The organism is Bradyrhizobium betae (assembly GCF_004123905.1).
GTDB classification, from domain to species: Bacteria; Pseudomonadota; Alphaproteobacteria; order Rhizobiales; family Xanthobacteraceae; genus Bradyrhizobium; species Bradyrhizobium betae_A.
Map to the genome: position 1 here is coordinate 118,423 of NZ_MZXW01000004.1, position 16,584 is coordinate 135,006.

General features: G+C 64.4%; 16 protein-coding genes. 10 read left to right on the plus strand and 6 right to left on the minus strand.

What is annotated here, in order from left to right:
- Positions 1-13: 13 nt before the first annotated feature.
- The 6 genes from B5V03_RS00695 to B5V03_RS00720 all read right to left on the minus strand — a co-directional run bounded on the left by B5V03_RS00695 (position 14) and on the right by B5V03_RS00720 (position 7,115).
- Positions 14-1,264: an ABC transporter substrate-binding protein gene (locus B5V03_RS00695; protein ID WP_129267368.1), complete on the minus strand. Its 1,251-nt coding sequence runs from the start codon at positions 1,262-1,264 to the stop codon at positions 14-16.
- Between the two features lie 33 nt (positions 1,265-1,297).
- Positions 1,298-2,005: an ABC transporter ATP-binding protein gene (locus tag B5V03_RS00700; RefSeq protein WP_129267369.1), complete on the minus strand. Its 708-nt coding sequence runs from the start codon at positions 2,003-2,005 to the stop codon at positions 1,298-1,300.
- On the minus strand, positions 1,992-3,764 hold the full coding sequence (locus tag B5V03_RS00705; RefSeq protein WP_206736112.1) for a branched-chain amino acid ABC transporter ATP-binding protein/permease: 1,773 nt from the start codon (positions 3,762-3,764) through the stop codon (positions 1,992-1,994). The genes B5V03_RS00700 and B5V03_RS00705 overlap by 14 nt, the downstream gene beginning before the upstream one ends.
- 2 nt (positions 3,765-3,766) lie before the next feature.
- Complete coding sequence (locus B5V03_RS00710) at positions 3,767-4,702, minus strand: branched-chain amino acid ABC transporter permease (RefSeq protein WP_129267371.1); 936 nt, start codon at positions 4,700-4,702, stop codon at positions 3,767-3,769.
- A 94-nt stretch (positions 4,703-4,796) separates the two neighbouring features.
- Positions 4,797-6,191 carry an MmgE/PrpD family protein gene (locus B5V03_RS00715; RefSeq protein WP_129267372.1) on the minus strand — a complete coding sequence of 465 codons (1,395 nt, stop codon included), beginning with the start codon at positions 6,189-6,191 and terminating at the stop codon, positions 4,797-4,799.
- Between the two features lie 30 nt (positions 6,192-6,221).
- On the minus strand, positions 6,222-7,115 hold the full coding sequence (locus B5V03_RS00720) for an NAD(P)-dependent oxidoreductase (RefSeq protein WP_129267373.1): 894 nt from the start codon (positions 7,113-7,115) through the stop codon (positions 6,222-6,224).
- 248 nt (positions 7,116-7,363) lie between these two features.
- Here B5V03_RS00720 and B5V03_RS00725 point away from each other — a divergent pair, with 248 nt between their 5' ends.
- From B5V03_RS00725 to B5V03_RS00775, 10 genes are all read left to right on the plus strand, one after another.
- Positions 7,364-8,716, plus strand: a complete 1,353-nt coding sequence (locus B5V03_RS00725) for an MmgE/PrpD family protein (protein WP_245502120.1) — start codon at positions 7,364-7,366, stop codon at positions 8,714-8,716.
- Positions 8,717-8,744: 28 nt separating this feature from the next.
- Positions 8,745-9,131, plus strand: a complete 387-nt coding sequence (locus tag B5V03_RS00730) for a carboxymuconolactone decarboxylase family protein (RefSeq protein WP_027575101.1) — start codon at positions 8,745-8,747, stop codon at positions 9,129-9,131.
- Between the two features lie 37 nt (positions 9,132-9,168).
- Positions 9,169-9,969, plus strand: coding sequence for an N-acyl homoserine lactonase family protein (locus tag B5V03_RS00735; RefSeq protein ID WP_129267659.1), 801 nt, complete (start codon positions 9,169-9,171; stop codon positions 9,967-9,969).
- Positions 9,970-10,911: 942 nt separating this feature from the next.
- The gene (locus B5V03_RS00745; RefSeq protein ID WP_129267375.1) at positions 10,912-11,640 is read left to right on the plus strand and encodes a GntR family transcriptional regulator; all 729 of its coding nucleotides are present in this window, start codon (positions 10,912-10,914) and stop codon (positions 11,638-11,640) included.
- A gap of 51 nt (positions 11,641-11,691) precedes the next feature.
- The gene (locus B5V03_RS00750; protein ID WP_129267376.1) at positions 11,692-12,657 is read left to right on the plus strand and encodes an ABC transporter substrate-binding protein; all 966 of its coding nucleotides are present in this window, start codon (positions 11,692-11,694) and stop codon (positions 12,655-12,657) included.
- 2 nt (positions 12,658-12,659) lie between these two features.
- On the plus strand, positions 12,660-13,415 hold the full coding sequence (locus B5V03_RS00755; RefSeq protein ID WP_129267377.1) for an ABC transporter permease: 756 nt from the start codon (positions 12,660-12,662) through the stop codon (positions 13,413-13,415).
- Entirely contained in the window at positions 13,394-14,200 is an 807-nt protein-coding gene (locus B5V03_RS00760; protein WP_245502122.1) for an ABC transporter ATP-binding protein, read from the plus strand. The genes B5V03_RS00755 and B5V03_RS00760 overlap by 22 nt, the downstream gene beginning before the upstream one ends.
- Before the next feature lie 7 nt (positions 14,201-14,207).
- Positions 14,208-15,017 (plus strand): ABC transporter permease, encoded by an 810-nt coding sequence (locus tag B5V03_RS00765; RefSeq protein WP_129267379.1) that lies wholly within the window; start codon positions 14,208-14,210, stop codon positions 15,015-15,017.
- 9 nt (positions 15,018-15,026) lie between these two features.
- Positions 15,027-15,686 (plus strand): polysaccharide deacetylase family protein, encoded by a 660-nt coding sequence (locus tag B5V03_RS00770; RefSeq protein WP_129267380.1) that lies wholly within the window; start codon positions 15,027-15,029, stop codon positions 15,684-15,686.
- A 3-nt stretch (positions 15,687-15,689) separates the two neighbouring features.
- On the plus strand, positions 15,690-16,559 hold the full coding sequence (locus B5V03_RS00775; protein ID WP_129267381.1) for a fumarylacetoacetate hydrolase family protein: 870 nt from the start codon (positions 15,690-15,692) through the stop codon (positions 16,557-16,559).
- The last annotated feature ends 25 nt before the right edge of the window (positions 16,560-16,584 follow it).

A 16,584-nucleotide genomic window follows, 5' to 3' on the forward strand; every position in this document is an offset into this window, starting at 1 on the left:
AGTCGCGCGACGCTTATGATTTCTTCGGCCAGAACGGCTCTGCCTGCGCGAGATCGGGCGGATAGACGGTGACAGGCACGCCCGATTGCCATTGCACGATGACGACGCCGGCGCCGACGCGGCGGCCCTTCTCGTCGAATTTGAGCTGGCCGCCGGGATAGTATTTCGAGGGGCCGGCATCCATGGTGCGGAGGGCCTGCGCGACCGAATTGCGGTCGGCCTTGCCGGCTTTTTCCAGCGCCTCCTTCATCAGCCACATGTCGCCATAGGTCGAGATGACGTTCTGGGTCATCCAGGGCTCCTTGTACTTGGCCTTGAGCTCGGCGATCAGCGCCTCGTGGCCCTTCGAGCCCCAGTTGGCGACGATGGTCATGATGCCCTGCACGGTCTCCGGGCTCACGCTCTGGAGCATGTCGGGTTCGGCGATGGTGATGCTGAAGGACACGGTCGGGATCTTGCCTTGGCCGAGGCCGAACTCGCTGATCTTCTCCAGCCCGAGCTTCGCGTCCGAAACCGCGTTTGGCATGAACAGCAGCAGGTCGGGTTTGGCCGAGCGAACCTTCTGGATCAGCGGTGTGGCATCCGACAGTGGCGGGGTCCAGACTTCCTCGACGACGAGCTGGAGGCCTTCCTGCGCGAACAGCTTTTCCTTCAGCGCTTTGGCTGTGGCAACCGACGTCGCGGTGTTGTCCATCAGCATCGCAACGGTCTTCGGCCGTTTGCCGGATGCATTCTCGGCGAGCTTCATCAGCGTCGGTAGGCCAAGCTCGGACTGACGGCTCGCGGTCGCGGCGGTCTGGAAGATGTATTTGAAGCCGCGGTCGGTCAGGAGGTCCGAATAGGACAGCGTCAGCACGGGCAGCTCGGCGCGCTCGGTGACCTCAGTGACTGCGAGCGTGAAGGACGAGAGATAGGAGCCGGTGGCGGCGACGAGATCGGGCTCCTGCGCGACCATGCGCTGCGCCGCGTTCTTGGCCTTCTCGGTGGTGTCGCCGCAGTCGATCACGACCAGCTTCAATTTGGCGCCGCCAAGTGCCTTGATGCCGCCTTGCGCGTTGATGTGCTCGATCCCCATCTCGGCGCCCATTTTCATCACCTGGCCGGGGCGGGTGTAGATGCCCGATAGCGGCACGATCAGTCCGACCTTGATCTCGGCTGGTGTCTGCGCGCGTGCAACGCCGGCAAGGCCGACGGCTGCGGCACCGGACAGCACGGTCCGGCGCGTCAGTCCTGTCGGCGCCTTGCCCTTCGATGTCTTGCTCATTACGTTCTCTCCCTGGTCTTTGTTTTTTGTTCGTTACATGCCCAGATAGGCTTTGCGTACGCGGTCGTCGGCGCGCAGCGTGTCGTTGTTGCCTTCGAGCACAACGTGGCCGGCTTCGAGAACGTAGCCGTGGTCGGCGGATTCCAGTGCTTCCGCCACACGCTGCTCGACCAGCAACATGGTCAGCCCGGACTGGCGCCGGATATCGATCAGCCGCTCGAAGATGAAGTCCGCGGTCGACGGCGCGAGCCCCATCGATGGCTCGTCCAGCATCAGCAGCTTTGGCGAGGAGGCGAGGCCGCGGCCGATCGCGAGCATCTGCTGCTGGCCGCCGGACATCGTGCCGGCGAACTGATCGCGGCGCTCCTTCAGCACCGGCAGCCATTCGAAGATGCGCTCGATATTGGATTGCCAGTCGCGCCGGCCGCTCTCGGTCATCGCGCCCATTTCCAAATTCTCCATCACGGTCAATGACGGGAACACCTGACGGCCCTCGGGGACGTGAGCGATGCCGAGATGGGCGCGCTGCGGCGGCGGGACCGCGAGGAGATCGACGCCGTCGAACATGATGGCTCCGCCGCTCGGCTTCACGATGCCGGAAATCGTCTTGAACAGCGTGGTCTTGCCGGCGCCGTTGGGTCCAACGATCGCAACGAACTGACCCGCGCCGACATTGATGGAGACGTCGTTCAGGACGGGTTTTGCCGAATAGCCCGCGCTCAATCCCTCAATTCGCAGCATGGCCTGCCCATTTCTTGCCGAGATAGGCCTCGATCACGCGGTTGTCGCGCGTCACCACTTCCGGCAGGCCTTCGGTGATGACGGCGCCATGGTCGAGCACGAGGAAGCGGTCGACCAGCCGGACCATCGCCTGCATGGTGTGCTCGATGATGGCGATGGTCATGCCGTCACGCGCGAGTTGCTGGATCACGGCGACGACCTCGTCCGCCTCGCCATGGCCGAGACCTGCGAGCGTCTCGTCGAGCAGCAGGATGCGGGGCTGGCCGGCGACGGCGCGGGCAAGCTCCATCAGCCGCAGTTCCTTGGTCGAGAGCTCGCCGGCGACACGATGGGCGACGGCGGAAAGACCGACGCGGGCAACTGCGTCGGCAGCGAACTGGCGCGCCTGGTCCTCGGTGCGGGCGCGCACGTAGGCGCCGACCACGACATTGTCGAGGATCGACATGCGCAGGAACGGCCGCATCACCTGGAAGGTGCGGCCGATGCCGGCCTCGCAGATCACGTGCGGCCGCTGGCCGGACATGTTGCGGCCGTCGATCAAGACCTCGCCCTGGCTCGGCTTCAGGAAGCCATTGAGGAGGTTGAACAGCGTGGTCTTGCCCGCCCCGTTGGGGCCGATGATGCCGAGGATCTCGTTCTTGTGCAGCTGGAAGCTGACGTCCTGCACCGCCTTGAGCCCGCCGAAGGAGCGCGAGAGGCTGCGAACCTCGAGCACGACTTCGCCGGTGGCTGTGCGCTGTTGCGAGGCGGGCTTCAGTGTTGTGACATTGGTGGCCGCTGCTTCCGGCCTGTCGCTGACGTCGGTCTTGGATGCAGTCCGTTTGCGCCAGAGATCGCGCAGCTTCCAGAACAGGCCTTCCGGCGCCAACAGGATGACGCAGACGATGGCAAGGCCGAAGATGACGCCCTGAATGCCGGGGATGCGCGCGCCCGCTTCCGCGTGCAGGATCTCGGCGAGCGGGATCAGGATCACCGAGCCGATGACCGGGCCCCACACCGTGCCGACGCCGCCGAACATCGCGACCGTCAGCGCCTGAGCCGACACCAGCATGCCGAATACCGATGCCGGCGTCACGACCAGCAGCACCTGTGCGTAGAACCCGCCGATGGCAGCGGCAATTGCGCCGCTCAGCGTGATCGCGCGCAGCTTCCAGGCCAGCGTGTTGATTCCTGCCGCCTCAGCCGCGGCCTCGTTCTGCTTGATCGCGAGCAGCGCCATGCCGAAGCGGGATCGCTCGATCACCTGCGTCAGCACGATGGTGGCCAGCATGAGTGCGAGCCCAAGCAGCGTATAGATGTGAGGATCGGCGAACTGCATGTAGGCGATCGGTGCGTCGCGCTTGATCGGAAGCGTCACTTCCTGGAAGCCGAGCCATTCGAACACGTAGAGAATGGCGAGCGGGTAGGCGAGCATCGCCAGCGCAAAGTAGTGGCCCTGCAGGCGGAATGTGGGGAAGCCGATCAGCAGCCCGGCGATGCCGCCGAGCATGGCGGCGATCGGGATCAGCAGCCACGGCGAGATGTTGAAATAGATCTGCCCGAGCGCGGTCGCGTAGGCGCCGATCCCGAAGAAGGCGGCGTGGCCGAACGAGATCAGCCCGGTGTAGCCGCTGAGCAGATTCCAGGACAGGCCGAACACCGCCCACACCGGCACCAGCGTCAGGATCAGCTGGTAATAGGAGTTGGTGACGCCCAGTGAGATCCCGGCATATGCGAGCGTGAAGAGCAGAGGAGGCAGCAGTGAGCGCATCGGGAGCATGGTCACGTCCTCTCGACCATGCGCCCGAAGAAGCCTCGCGGGCGGAAGAAGATGATGAGGAGGAAGACGGCGAAGATCGCGGCGTTTTGCAGTTGCGTCGGCAGGATCAGCGTCGACATCTGCTGCACGAGGCCGATCGTCATACCGCCCCAGAAGGCGCCGATGATGCTGCCCATGCCGCCGAGCACGACGCCGGCATACATGACGATCACGTATTCCAGGCCAACGAAGGGATGGAACGGATAGTTGGTCGCGAGCAGGCCGCCGGCAATCGCCGTAATGCCGCAGCCGAGCGCGAAGGCGGTGCGGTGGGCGCGATCGACGTCGATGCCCATATAGGTCGCGGCGGTCGGGTTGTCAGCGGCAGCGCGGAGCGACTTGCCGATCCGTGTGCGCGTGATCAGCAGCGAAAGCAGGATCATGATCGCCAGCGAAACGATCATGTCGATGCTGCGCGCCATGTTGAGGAAGATGCTCATCTCGAAGAAGGGGCCGAGCTCCCAGGCCGAGCTCGACAATGGCGTGCGGATCGAGGCCAGCACCGAACCGAAGACGATCAGGCCGCCGTTCTGCAGTATCAGCGCGACGCCGAGCGTGAGGATGAGCTGGGCGTAGTGGCCTTCGCCTTCGAGCGAGGCGGTGCGCGTGCCCGAAACGCGCGAGATCAGCGCCAGATGGACGAAATAGCCGAATACGGCAAGTACCGGTCCGGCCAGCAGGATCGCGACGAACGGCCCGACCGTATTGCCGAACAGCGCCTGGACCCCGACGGCGGTAAAGAGATAGAAGGCGGCGTACATGCCGAGCATCATGAAATCGCCATGAGCGAAGTTGATGACACGCATGACGCCGAAGATCAGGCCGAGCCCGACACACATCAGGCCGTAGACGGCCCCGATCAGAAGGCCCGCAGCGAGCGCTTGAAAGAATCCTTCCATCAGCCGCGCCTCCGCGCGAGGGCCGCGCTTGCTGCCGACGATATCAAGCTGGTCTTCACGTCGACCATGTTTCCCCCGTATTTCCCGGCATTTCTTATGATGCCGATCGTAAAACCCGTTCCGGCGCATCCAGACGACACTGCGCGGCGATGTCGCCGGCATTGCCGAGCTGCTCGCAGTCGTCGATGAGGTGTTCGAGCCGGTGCGCGCGGTCCTGGCCGAGGATGCTGGCTGCGGCGGCGCGAAAGCGCGCGCGAATATCTGAAGGCGTTGCGGCTATGACATCGGGCAAAGCGTGCCGGATGGTCCGGCCGCCGCGCAGATGCACGGTTACCTCCGCGCCCTGCTTGCCGGGGAATGCGGCGGTGAAGCCGAGATCTGCCTCGAGCTCTGTCACCGAAACCAGTCGGATGATGTCGGCATCATCGAGTTCGGAATAGTTCTCCTCCTCGATTTCGCCCCGCGCCAGCGTCGCCGCGACGCTGAAGGGAATGCTCATCTTGGCCTGGAGCGCGTTGCGATAGGGGCCCATGGAGTCGCAACCGGGATAGCGAACGGCGGCGTCGGGCGCGCGAATGACGACGTGGTCGATTTCCTCGGCGTCCGCAAGCTCGTGCGAGACGCGGAGTGCCGCTTGAGCGGCGGTCTGCGCGAAATTGCAGGCCGGGACCGGCTTGTTGTAGACGGCCATGATCTCGCTCCCGCCATCCGGGAAGAGCGCGATGGCGTCGGGCGCGGCCTGGCGCCGATAGGCGGCGAACAGGCCGGCTTCGCCCTCCAAAATCGTCTCCGAGCCGAAGGCCCCGGCTGCGGCAAGGCCGATGGCCCTGATCGCGTTGCCGGCTGCAAAACCCGGATGAAAATACATGTCGGAGCCGCCGGCATGCGGCCACTCGTTCAGCCCGCTGGATGTGTTGGCCGCAATCGCGATGGCGCTGGTCGCGGCGTCCTCGGACAGGCCGAGAGCGAAGCTCCCTGCGAGCGCCGCGCCAGGAGGCGCTACGAGGCCCGTCGGACGATAGAGGCGCGCGAGATCGGACGTCAGCAGCGCGCGGCCGATCCGCGCGCCGGCTTCATAGCCGATGATGGCCGCGGTGAGCAGCTTCGCCCCATGCAGCGGCGACTGTTCCGATAGCGCGAGCAATGTCGGCCAGATCACGACGCCGTGGTGCGCGATGCTGGCCGCGTGCATGTCTTCCCGCACGAGGCCGTGCCCCATCACGGCGTTGGCAAATGCAGCGTCGGCCGGTGAGGAGAGTTGCGACGTGCCGATGATGGTCGCATTACCGCCGGCCTGTGCGATCGCAACCGCCTGACGGCTCCAGGGATGCTGGCCGGCCTCGAAAGCGCAGGACAAGAAGTCGAGTAGGCAGAGCTTTGCCTTGGCAATGACCTCCGGCCCGAAATCATCGAGATCAAGCGCAAGCACGCTCCGCGCCATCTGGCGCGCGAGCGGCACCTTGCCTGATCCGGTCGGGCCGATCGTCATTGCAATCGCTCTCCCAAGGTTTTCGCGCGATCAGCCGCGCATCTCCACCCCGGCCCACTCCTCGAGCACCTTTGCGATCGAGGTGAAGTCCGACGCCGCGCCGTATTTGGCGTTGGTGATCGCGAGCATCTGCCGCACCACCGCGCCGCAAACCATCGGCACGCCCATCGCCTCGGCCTCGTCCACGCACAGCCGCACGTCCTTGTAGGAAAGGCCGGTCGTGAATCCGAAATCGAACGTGCCGGGCAGCACCGCACGAGGGAATTTGTCTTCGGATGCGCTGTTGCGGCCGCTGCTGGCGTTGATGATGTCGATCAGCACTTTTGCGTTGACACCACCCTTGACGCCCATCGCGACCGCTTCGGAGGTGATCACGAGCGCTGCCGCCGCCATCAGATTATTGGCGAGCTTGGCCGTCTGTGCCACGCCGGGCTTGTCGCCGGTGTAGAACAGTTTGCCGAAGTTCTTCAGGATCGGCTGCACGGTGTCGTAAGTCGCCCGCGGGCAGGAGACCATCACGGCCAGCGTGCCATTGATGGCGCCCTTGATGCCGCCGCTCACGGGTGCATCGACCAGCGTCATGCCTTTGGCCTTCAGGCCTTCCGCAACGAGCTTTGCCGCGCCGGGACCCGAGGTCGACAGATCAATGACGATCTTGGCACGGTTGCCGCTGCTGATGCCGTCTTGGCCAAGCGTGACGGCCTTGACGATGTCGGGTGTCGGCAGGCTGGCGAGCACGATGTCGGAGCGCGAGGCGACGTCGGCCGGCGACTTTGCAAGTTGCGCGCCGCGCTTGACCAGCGGCTGGGTGGCCTCAGTCTGCGTGTCATAGATCACGAGCGAATAGCCCGCGTCGATCAATCGCCCCGCCATGGGGCCGCCCATGCGGCCCGTGCCGATTACGCCGAGAATCTCTCCCGCCATCGTCTACTCCCTGTCGCGCGATCCCGTGACGGGCGCGCCTTCTTGATCTTGTCAAACCTGTTCGCCGGCCGGCCTCGTCGGCCGCCGTCGTCGTGGCGGCGGGGATCCCGCGCCAACGGGCCGGATTGTTATGATTGCCAGACAAGCTGTCAAGCATAACATTTGGGGTCGACAGTTTGCCGCGGATCGGCATAAGGTCCGGGAAAACGAGGAAGACGCCCCGCGTGCCGCAAGTCCCAACTCCGAGTGTGAGCAAGACGCTCGCCGATGTCGTCGCGTCCTCGTCATGGGCCGACGTCGAGGTGCAGAGCCATGAGGCGCGGCGATCGATCCTCAATTTCTTTGCGACCGCGCTCGGCTCGGCGCGCGATCCCGTTGTCGTCGCAGCAATGCGTACGCTGTCGCCGTTCAGCGGCGCCGCGACATCGACGGTGATCGGTCACTCGCACCCGATGGACGCATTATGCGCGTCGTTCCTCAATGCCATCTCGGCGAATCTGCTCGATTTCGACGACACGCATCCCGAGACGATCATTCATCCGGCTGCACCGGTCGCCGCCGCCCTGTTCGCACTCGCGGAAACGCGAAAACTGTCAGGACACGAGGTTCTGACGGCCTTCATCCTCGGGGTGGATGTCGAGTGCCGCATCGGAAACTCGGTTTCGCCGCGCCATTACGCGCGCGGCTGGCACATCACCTCGACCTGCGGAATCTTTGGCGCGGCGGCGGCGTGTGCGAAGCTGTTGGGGTTGCCGGCGCAAGGGATTGCGAACGCCATCGGACTTGCGGCGAGCCAGTCGGCCGGCAATGTCGAGAACCTCCCGAGCGCCGCCAAGAATGTGAGCGTGGGTAACGCGGCGCGTAACGGGTTGTTCGCAGCGCTACTTGCGCAGCAGGGTTATGAGGCCGCGCCCCGCGCCATTGAAGGTCCTCTCGGCTGGGCCCGCACCATGGGCGACGAGCCCGATCTTCCTCGCCTGCTTGATGGACTCGGCAAGACCTGGGAGATCGCAAAAAACACCTACAAGCCCTATCCCGCGGGCATTGTCTTCCATTCGGTCATCGATGCCTGCCTGCTGTTGCGCGAACGGATCGGCCGGCGGGTCGGCCAGATCGAGTCGGTGACGGTGCACGGATCGGCGCTGCTGCTTGCCCGCGGCGACCGCCCCGTCAACAACGAACGCGATGCGCGTGTCAGCATCCATCATTGCGTGGCCTGCGGACTGCTGCTCGGCGCGGCCGGCGTCGCCGAATTCGCGCAGGAGACCGTGGTCCGGCCCGATATCGCGCAGTTGCGGCAGAAGGTGAGGGCGGAGCTCGACGGCGAGATGCCCGATGGCGCGGCGCGCGTCACCCTGCGTCTGTCGTCCGGCGAGAACCTCACCGAAACCGTGACTTCGCCGCGCGGCAGCCAGGCAAAGCCGCTCGCGGACAGCGACCTCGAAGAAAAGCTCCGTGAAGGCGTGCGCACCGGCCGAAGCGATTGGGACGCGGCGCGCGTCATCGACGCAATCTGGCGCCTCGACGCCGCGGATGACGTCGGCAAGCTCCTGCAATCGCTGCGGCCGCCACCGGCCAGGCGCCAGACAACTTCCAACTAGACTCTCTCAAGACCTGAAAGGGACGATCATGAGCAAGACCGAACTGTTCGAAAAGGGCCTCAAGGTTCGCAAGGAGGTGCTCGGCGAGGACTACGTCAACAAGTCGATCGCCGGCGCCGACGAGTTCACGCGCACGATGGCGGAATGGTCGACCGAATTCTGCTGGGGTGCGCTGTGGACGCGACCCGGCGTCGATCGTCGCACGCGCTCGATCGTCAACCTTGCCATGCTCGGTGCGCTGAATCGCCCGCACGAGCTGAAGCTGCACGTGAAGGGCGCCCTGAAGAACGGGCTGACCAAGGAGGAGATCAAGGAGATCCTGCTCCAGGTCGCGGTCTATTGTGGCGTTCCCGCCGGCATCGACGCCTTCCGCAACGCGCGCGAGGCTTTCAATGAGGTCGACGCGGGATCCTGAGCCCGCTTGATTGGAATCCCTCATGGCTGACTCGGAAATGGCTGACCCGGAATACGAGCTCTTCGCCATCCGCTATGCAACGCGGGAAGCGCAGCGGAGCGAGCACTTCATCGGCGGCGATCCGCATGACGGACCGATGCCGATGGACTATTTCATGTGGCTGGCGAGGGGAGGCGGCCGCACCTTCGTCATCGACACCGGGTTCAACGCCGAAATCGCAAAGCAGCGCAAGCGAACATTCTTGCGCTGCCCGGTGGAGACGCTTGCCGCGTTCGATATCGACGTGGCCGGCGTCAGGGATGTGATCCTCACGCATCTGCACTACGACCACGCCGGCAATTTCGACCGGTTTCCGAATGCGCGGTTTCATCTCCAGGAGCGCGAGCTCGCCTACGCCACCGGGCGCTACATGCAATATCCCAGGCTGTCGCATTCCTTCGAGGTCGAGGATGTCTGCGGTATCGTGCGGCTGAACTATGCGCGCCGGGTGCTGTTCTACGACGGCGACGCCGAGATCGCGCCCGGACTGACGGTCCATGCGGCGGGCGGGCATTCCGCCGGGCTTCAGTTCGTCCGCGTCAACACGCGACGCGGCCCCGTCGTGCTCGCCTCCGACGTCAGCCATTTCTACGAGAACATGACGAGCGAGCGTCCGTTCACGACGGCGTTTCATGTCGGCGATATGCTGGTGGGCTTCGACAAGTTGCGGGCCGCAGCGCCGGATGCGGACCACATCGTTCCCGGCCACGATCCGCTCGTCATGAAGCGGTATCCGGCGCCGAGCCCGGACCTGAATGGTGTTGCGGTCCGTCTCGACGTGGCCCCGTCGCAGGCGTGAGGGCAGCGCCGCCCTGTTTCGCGGGTCAGTCAACCCCATCCCGCAAAAATATTCCACTTTACCGAAATTCGGATTTGTCGTATGTGTTGCCCATCCCGGCTCATCCTTGAGGGGCGATCATGTGGTCGTCATTTTCGCGAGCCGGGCTTGCGGTGGACGCGGCAGCGTCGGGTGCGAGAGGCGTGGGCAGGGCGGATTGGTCTCCGTGAGCCCGAGGCTTCGTGCCGACGAGCGGCGCGGCTAGGTTCGTCTCGTCTGTAAGTTTCCGGCTCCGTCGACGGGGCCTGGGAATACTGCGGCGAAATGGCGGGCCGTGCGTACGGCAAAACCGTGTGGTCCTGGCCGTCGTTGCTACGGTCAAGCCTTTGCGAATGCGGCAGTCGCGTCAACCGGCGCGGTGCCGGTGAATTCCGCGAGGCGAGGGAGGCCAGAGGGAACTCGGCTCCCGGGAGAGCACGGCATAAGCCGTCCAACCACTGCGCAGGGAAGGCCGAGTGATTGGCTACACCTGTATGCTGCTGTGCGGTTTTTCTGCGTGTGCTTTTCGCGCAGCGGACCGCGGGTGCCAGCCGGCACCCGGCCTTCCCTGCGCCCTCGAGGCTCAAGAGGGGGGAGCGACGAAGCAAAGCTCGGGCGTAACAAGCCGCGAGGACGCGAAGGTGTGCCTGTTAGGCCGTGGGATGGGTAGAGCACTTGCGAAACCCATCATGCGCGGGGATGAGACATGAAGGATTTCGCTTCGCTCTACGCGTGCTGCGAGACGGCAATTCAATGCGCGCATTGGAAGAGCGATGCGGCTGCCTCGTCCCTCATTGCGCTGCTGTCGTGTCTCGGACGCAGCGCCCGGAACGATCACTCGGCGCGCTCGCGAGACCTGGACCAGAAAAAATCGATTTTCGATTTTCTGTTGACCTCTGCGCCGCGCCTTGCGATCATCCGACCATGGGTCCGCTTCAGTTCCAGTTGTCCGGAAGCCCCGGGGATGGTCCGCGCAGCCTGACGTCGGCGCTGCATGAACGTTTGCGCGCCGACATTCTGGCGGCGCGGCTGCTGCCGGGGCAGAAGCTTCATATCGCAGGGATTGCCAAACAATTCTCCGTAAGCCTTGCCGCCGTGCGCGAGGCGCTTTCACGCTTGGTTGCGGACGGGCTCGTGCAGGCGTCTGACCAGCGCGGCTTCCGCGTGAGCCCGGTGTCGCTCGCCGATCTCGCCGACTTGACGCAGACCCGGATCGACATCGAGGGGCTTGCACTGCGGCGCTCGATCGAGCGGGGCGATGACGCCTGGCTCGGGTCGGTGAAATCGGCCTGGGCGGACTTGAAGGCCGTTCCCCATCGCTATCCCGACGATCCGACCGTGCACTATGAGGAGTGGGTGGTCCGTCACCGCATCTTCCATCGCGCGCTGGTCAATGCCTGCGGCTCGCCATGGCTGCTCGGCTTCCGCGACGTGCTGCACGAGCAGAGCGAGCGCTATCGCCGGCTCTCGATCCGCCGCGAGGTCGGAGGCAAGCCGCGCAACGTCGAAGCCGAACACAAGGCGATCGTCGCAGCCGTGGTGAAGCGCGACGCGGATGCGGCAGTTCGTGCCTTGTCAAAGCACTTCGGCATCACCAAAGAATTCGTCGAGCTCGCCGCTTCGCGCATTGCGGAGGTCAGCCGCACGATTTGACGATCCGGAAAAATCCGGCGCACAAAAACAGACACCGGGAGGAAATCAATAATGACAATCAATCGCCGTCACGCGTTCATGTCGCTCATTGCCGCCGCAATCCTTGCCGGCCCTGCGAGCGCCGCCGACACCATCCGCGTCGGCCTGCCCACGAAAACCTATTGGCCGACGACCATCGCCGAGACGGCCGTGCGCCAAAAACTGTTCGAGAAGGAAGGCATCCAGGCCGAGCTGACCGTCTACCGCAGCGGCGCCGAGACGTTCGAAGGCATGGCTGCGGGCGCGGCCGACATCATTCTCGATCCGCCCTCGCTGGTCTCCGCCGGACGCAAGAAGGGCGTGATGTCGCGGATTGTCGCCAATGCCGCGATGGGCAATTTCGGCTGGCAGCTGATGGTGCCGACCAAATCGACACTCGACGTCAAGGATCTCAACGGCAAGAAGGTCGCGATCACTGCGGCGGGCTCCGGCTCCGATTTGCTCGCGCTGTGGACCATTCAGGACAAGAAGATCGATTTTACGCGTGTTCCCGTCGGTGGCGGTGGCCTCGTGCCCAACCTGCTGGCCGGCAATGTCGAGGCGGCCGTGGTCTATTCGCCGCTGAGCTTCCAGATCTCGAAGTCCGGCGAGGCCAAGACGATCCTCGATTACGCGACGGCGGTTCCGCCGAACCTCACCGCGGGATGGATCGTGCTCGACAAGTTCGCTGACGCAAAGCCCCAGATGGTCCAGAAGGCGGTGAACGCCCTCTACGGCGCGGTCGCGTTCATGCGCGCCAATCGCGACGTCACCGTCAAGCTGATCGCCGAGCTCTACGAGATGCCGCCGGAGATCGCGAGCCTGGAATACGACAACACGATCATGAAGCTCGAGACCGGCGGCGATATGGGGGCGCCCAACACGAACGCCGCGGTGCAGCTGTCGCTCGATCTCGCCAAGCTCGGCGGTCTCAAGGACATCGTGCCGGTCGAGGATGTCATCTCGGCCAAGTTCAAGCCTGTTCCGACCAAGCCGTAAACATGCCGGGCACAATCGCCGTCAACCTTGCGCGGATCGCGATCATCATCGCGGTCCTGGCGCTGTGGGAGGTGCTGTCGCGCACCGGCATCGTCAATCTGCGCCTGCTGCCGTCAGCATCCGACACCTTTGCGACGCTCGGTGATCTCCTGCAGCGCGCGGCCGTGCGGAAGGATCTGATGGTGACCGCGACCGAGGTGCTGGCCGCGTTCGCGCTGGCCGTGCCCTTCGGGGCGGTGATCGGCTTCCTGGTTGCGGAGAACCGCTACTTCGCGGATGTTGCCAAGCCGCTGCTATTCTTCGCCTTCAGCATCCCAAAGTCGATCTTCCTGCCGATGTTCATCCTGGTATTCGGTGTCGGCTTTGCCCAGAAGGTCGGCTTCGGCTTCTTTTCCACGATTTTCATCGTGATCATGTCGACCACGACGGCGGTGGAGTCCGTCAAGACGGAACATCTGACGGTGGCGCGCTCCTATGGCGCCACGCGGCTCCAAACTGCGTTTCGGGTCTATCTGCCCAGCATGCTGCCGGTGCTGCTGGAAGCGCTGCGGATCTCCATGATCTTCAACCTCACCGGCGTCATTCTCGCCGAAATGTACGCCTCGCGCGACGGCATCGGTCACCAGATCGCGACCTGGGGCGAGAATTTCCAGATGAAGCAGCTCCTCGCCGGCGTCGTGATGGTCGCCGCGATCGCCATGACCTTCAACGAACTTGTCAGATGGGTGGAAACGCGATGCAGCCATTGGCGAACGTGACCCCGCTAAAACCTCCCGCGCGCGCAGGCGCGATCGAGGTGAACAATGTCGGCCAGGTCTTCAAGACCAGGTCGCAGGACGTTGTCGCGCTGGAGGACGTCTCGCTCGAGATCAAGCCAGGCCGTTTCGTCGTGCTCGTCGGCCCGAGCGGCTGCGGCAAGTCGACCCTTCTGATGATGATGGCGGGTCTGCGCCAACAGACCTCCGGCACCATCACCATCAATGGCGCCCCGATTCCGCAGCCCGACCCCGACAGGGTCGGCGTGGTGTTCCAGGAGGCGAGCCTGTTTCCGTGGCTGACGGCCGAGGACAATGTCGAGTTTCCGCTGGCGCTGCGCGGGGTGCCCAAAGCGGAGCGCCGCGCCAAGGCGCAGGATGCGCTCAAGCTGGTCGGCCTTGACGGTTTCGGCAAACGCCATCCGCATGAGCTGTCGGGCGGCATGAAGCAGCGCGTCTCGATTGCGCGGGGGCTGGTGCAGGACCCGCCGGTGTTGCTGATGGACGAGCCGTTCGCAGCGCTCGACGAGCAGACCCGCATGACCATGGGCGACGAACTGCTGCGGATCTGGGCTGCGACCGGCAAGACCGTCGTCTTCGTCACACACAGCCTCACCGAAGCAGTCTATCTCGCTGACGAGGTGATCGTAATGTCGGCGCGGCCGGGCCGCATCGTCGATCATCTCCAGGTCCAGCTGCCGCGGCCCCGCACCTACGAGATGCTGAGCGGCGACGCCTTCGGGAGCTTGCGCGACCGCATCTGGCGGCACATCCGCAAGTCGGCGTGAGGCTGATATGAGCGCCAGAATAAGTGCGACGACGCTGCGATACCTGATCGTGATCGGGCTGATTGCGCTGTGGGAGCTGCTGCCGCGCACCGGTCTCATTCCCGAGCTGTTCCTGCCGTCACTGTCATCGACGCTGGTCGCCGGATGGACAGATGCCGCGGAATACGGTCATGCGCTCGCGGTGACGCTCTACGAGGTCGTGGTCTCCATGGCGTTCGCCTGCGGCGGTGGCATTTTGCTCGGTGCCATCGTCGGCAGCCTGCCTCGCCCGCGCGTCCTGATCATGCCGATGGTGTCCAGCCTCTACGCTGTGCCGCTCGTGATCCTCTATCCCGTCTTCACAGTGTGGCTCGGCATCGGCTCGGAGTCCAAGATTGCGTTTGCCTCGATCTACGGCTTCTTGCCGACGATGCTCGCCACAGCCGCCGGCATCCAGACCATCGATCCGCAGCTCCTGCTTGCGGCGCGCAGCATGGGCGCGACGCTGAGCCAGCGGCTGGTTCACGTCATCATTCCCGCTGCGATCCCGACGGTGCTGTCGGGGCTGCGTGTCGGCGGTGCGCTGGTCATCGTCGGCGTCGTTGTTTCGGAGATGCTGATCTCCTCGGCCGGCATCGGCTACCTGATCTCGCGCTACCGCACGATCCTCGATAGCCCGCACGTGTTCGCGGGCGTGCTGCTCGTGCTGTTCCTCGCCATCGCCTTCAACGCCGCGATCCGCTGGATCGAACGCAAGGCGGCGATCTGGCAGACCGGCACGCGCGCCGGCCAGGCCAACGACGAGATCGCGTCGAGCGCCATGCAGCCGGCGACCTGAGGTACCAGCGTGTACGATTTGACCCTGACATTCGACAACGGCCCCGATCCGGATGTGACGCCGCGCGTGCTCGACATTCTCGCCGAGCGCGGCATCAAGACCACCTTCTTCGTCATCGGCGAGAAGCTCGCTGCCCCCGAGCGGCGAGGCCTTGCGGTGCGTGCGCGCGGGGAGGGGCATTGGATCGGCAATCACACGTTTACGCACAGCATTCCGCTCGGTGAGCAGGCCGATCGCGATACTGCAGAGAACGAAATCGGCCGCACGCAGTCTGCGATCGGCGATCTCGCGCATCCGCAGCGCTGGTTTCGGCCGTTCGGCGGTGGCGGCAATCTGGATACGCGACTGCTGAAGCCATCGGTCGTCGATTACCTCACCCGCAACAAGCACAGCTGTGTGCTCTGGAATGCGATTCCGCGTGACTGGGACGACCCCGATGGCTGGACCGAGCGCGCGCTTGAGCAATGCAGCCGGCAGCCCTGGACGCTGATGGTGCTGCATGATCTCCCGACCGGGGCGATGGATCATCTGGAGCGGTTTCTCGATCGCGCCGAGGCGGCCGGTGCCCGCTTCCGGCAGGATTTTCCGCCGCAATGCGTTCCAATCCGCAACGGCGAGATCGCACTTCCGATCAACGACTATGTTTCCTCCATCGAAGAGAGTGTTTGACCAATGAAAGTCGCAAGCTTCACGATATCAGGCACTGCGAGCTATGGCATCGTCACCGACAAGGGCGTCATCGATGCCGGCAAGCGATTGAAAGCCTATCCGACGCTGAAGGCGCTGCTGGCGAAGGGATCGCTCGACGAATTGAAGAGGTTTTCCGGCGAGAAGCCCGACCACGCGCTGCAGGATGTCGCGCTGCTGCCGACGGTGCCGGATCCCGACAAGATCTTCTGCATCGGCGTCAACTATGCCACGCATCTGGCCGAGAGCGGCCATCCGACCCCGGCGCATCCGATGATCTTCACCCGGTTCGCCAACAGCCAGGTCGGCCATGGCCAGCCGATGATCCGGCCGCTGGAATCCGAGCGTTTCGACTACGAAGGCGAGATGGCGGTCATCATCGGCAAGGCCGGCCGCCGCGTTTCGCGCGAAGCCGCACTCAGCCATGTCGCCGGCTATGCCTGCTACAATGACGGCAGCATCCGCGACTGGCAACGTCACACGTCGCAGTTCGCGCCAGGCAAGAATTTTGTCGGCACCGGTGGCTTCGGACCCTGGATGGTCACGACTGACGAATTGACCGATGTCACCAAGCAGACGCTGATCACGCGGCTCAACGGCGTCGTGGTGCAGAAGGCGCCGATCTCCGATCTCGTCTTCGACGTTCAGGCCTTGATCGCCTACTGCTCGACCTTTACCGAGCTCGCGCCTGGAGACGTCATCGTGACAGGCACGACCGGCGGCGTCGGCGCCTATCGCACGCCGCCGCTGTGGATGAAGGGCGGCGACGTCGTCGAGATCGAGATTTCCGGCATCGGCATCCTCAGCAATCCTGTCAAGGACGAAGGATCGGCCGCGGCGACGCGCGCGGCCTGACAACCGTGCTCAATAACAAGAAGGA

What these genes read in the sequence shown, in the direction of transcription:
- B5V03_RS00735 (WP_129267659.1), top strand. Translation starts at nt 9,169, where the DNA reads ATGGCTGACCCGGAATACGAGCTCTTCGCCATCCGCTATGCAACGCGG.
- B5V03_RS00775 (WP_129267381.1), top strand. Translation starts at nt 15,690, where the DNA reads ATGAAAGTCGCAAGCTTCACGATATCAGGCACTGCGAGCTATGGCATC.
- B5V03_RS00710 (WP_129267371.1), bottom strand. Translation starts at nt 4,702, where the DNA reads ATGGAAGGATTCTTTCAAGCGCTCGCTGCGGGCCTTCTGATCGGGGCC.
- B5V03_RS00750 (WP_129267376.1), top strand. Translation starts at nt 11,692, where the DNA reads ATGACAATCAATCGCCGTCACGCGTTCATGTCGCTCATTGCCGCCGCA.
- B5V03_RS00705 (WP_206736112.1), bottom strand. Translation starts at nt 3,764, where the DNA reads ATGCTCCCGATGCGCTCACTGCTGCCTCCTCTGCTCTTCACGCTCGCA.
- B5V03_RS00730 (WP_027575101.1), top strand. Translation starts at nt 8,745, where the DNA reads ATGAGCAAGACCGAACTGTTCGAAAAGGGCCTCAAGGTTCGCAAGGAG.
- B5V03_RS00720 (WP_129267373.1), bottom strand. Translation starts at nt 7,115, where the DNA reads ATGGCGGGAGAGATTCTCGGCGTAATCGGCACGGGCCGCATGGGCGGC.
- B5V03_RS00765 (WP_129267379.1), top strand. Translation starts at nt 14,208, where the DNA reads ATGAGCGCCAGAATAAGTGCGACGACGCTGCGATACCTGATCGTGATC.
- B5V03_RS00755 (WP_129267377.1), top strand. Translation starts at nt 12,660, where the DNA reads ATGCCGGGCACAATCGCCGTCAACCTTGCGCGGATCGCGATCATCATC.
- B5V03_RS00760 (WP_245502122.1), top strand. Translation starts at nt 13,394, where the DNA reads ATGCAGCCATTGGCGAACGTGACCCCGCTAAAACCTCCCGCGCGCGCA.
- B5V03_RS00745 (WP_129267375.1), top strand. Translation starts at nt 10,912, where the DNA reads ATGGGTCCGCTTCAGTTCCAGTTGTCCGGAAGCCCCGGGGATGGTCCG.
- B5V03_RS00715 (WP_129267372.1), bottom strand. Translation starts at nt 6,191, where the DNA reads ATGACGATCGGCCCGACCGGATCAGGCAAGGTGCCGCTCGCGCGCCAG.
- B5V03_RS00700 (WP_129267369.1), bottom strand. Translation starts at nt 2,005, where the DNA reads ATGCTGCGAATTGAGGGATTGAGCGCGGGCTATTCGGCAAAACCCGTC.
- B5V03_RS00695 (WP_129267368.1), bottom strand. Translation starts at nt 1,264, where the DNA reads ATGAGCAAGACATCGAAGGGCAAGGCGCCGACAGGACTGACGCGCCGG.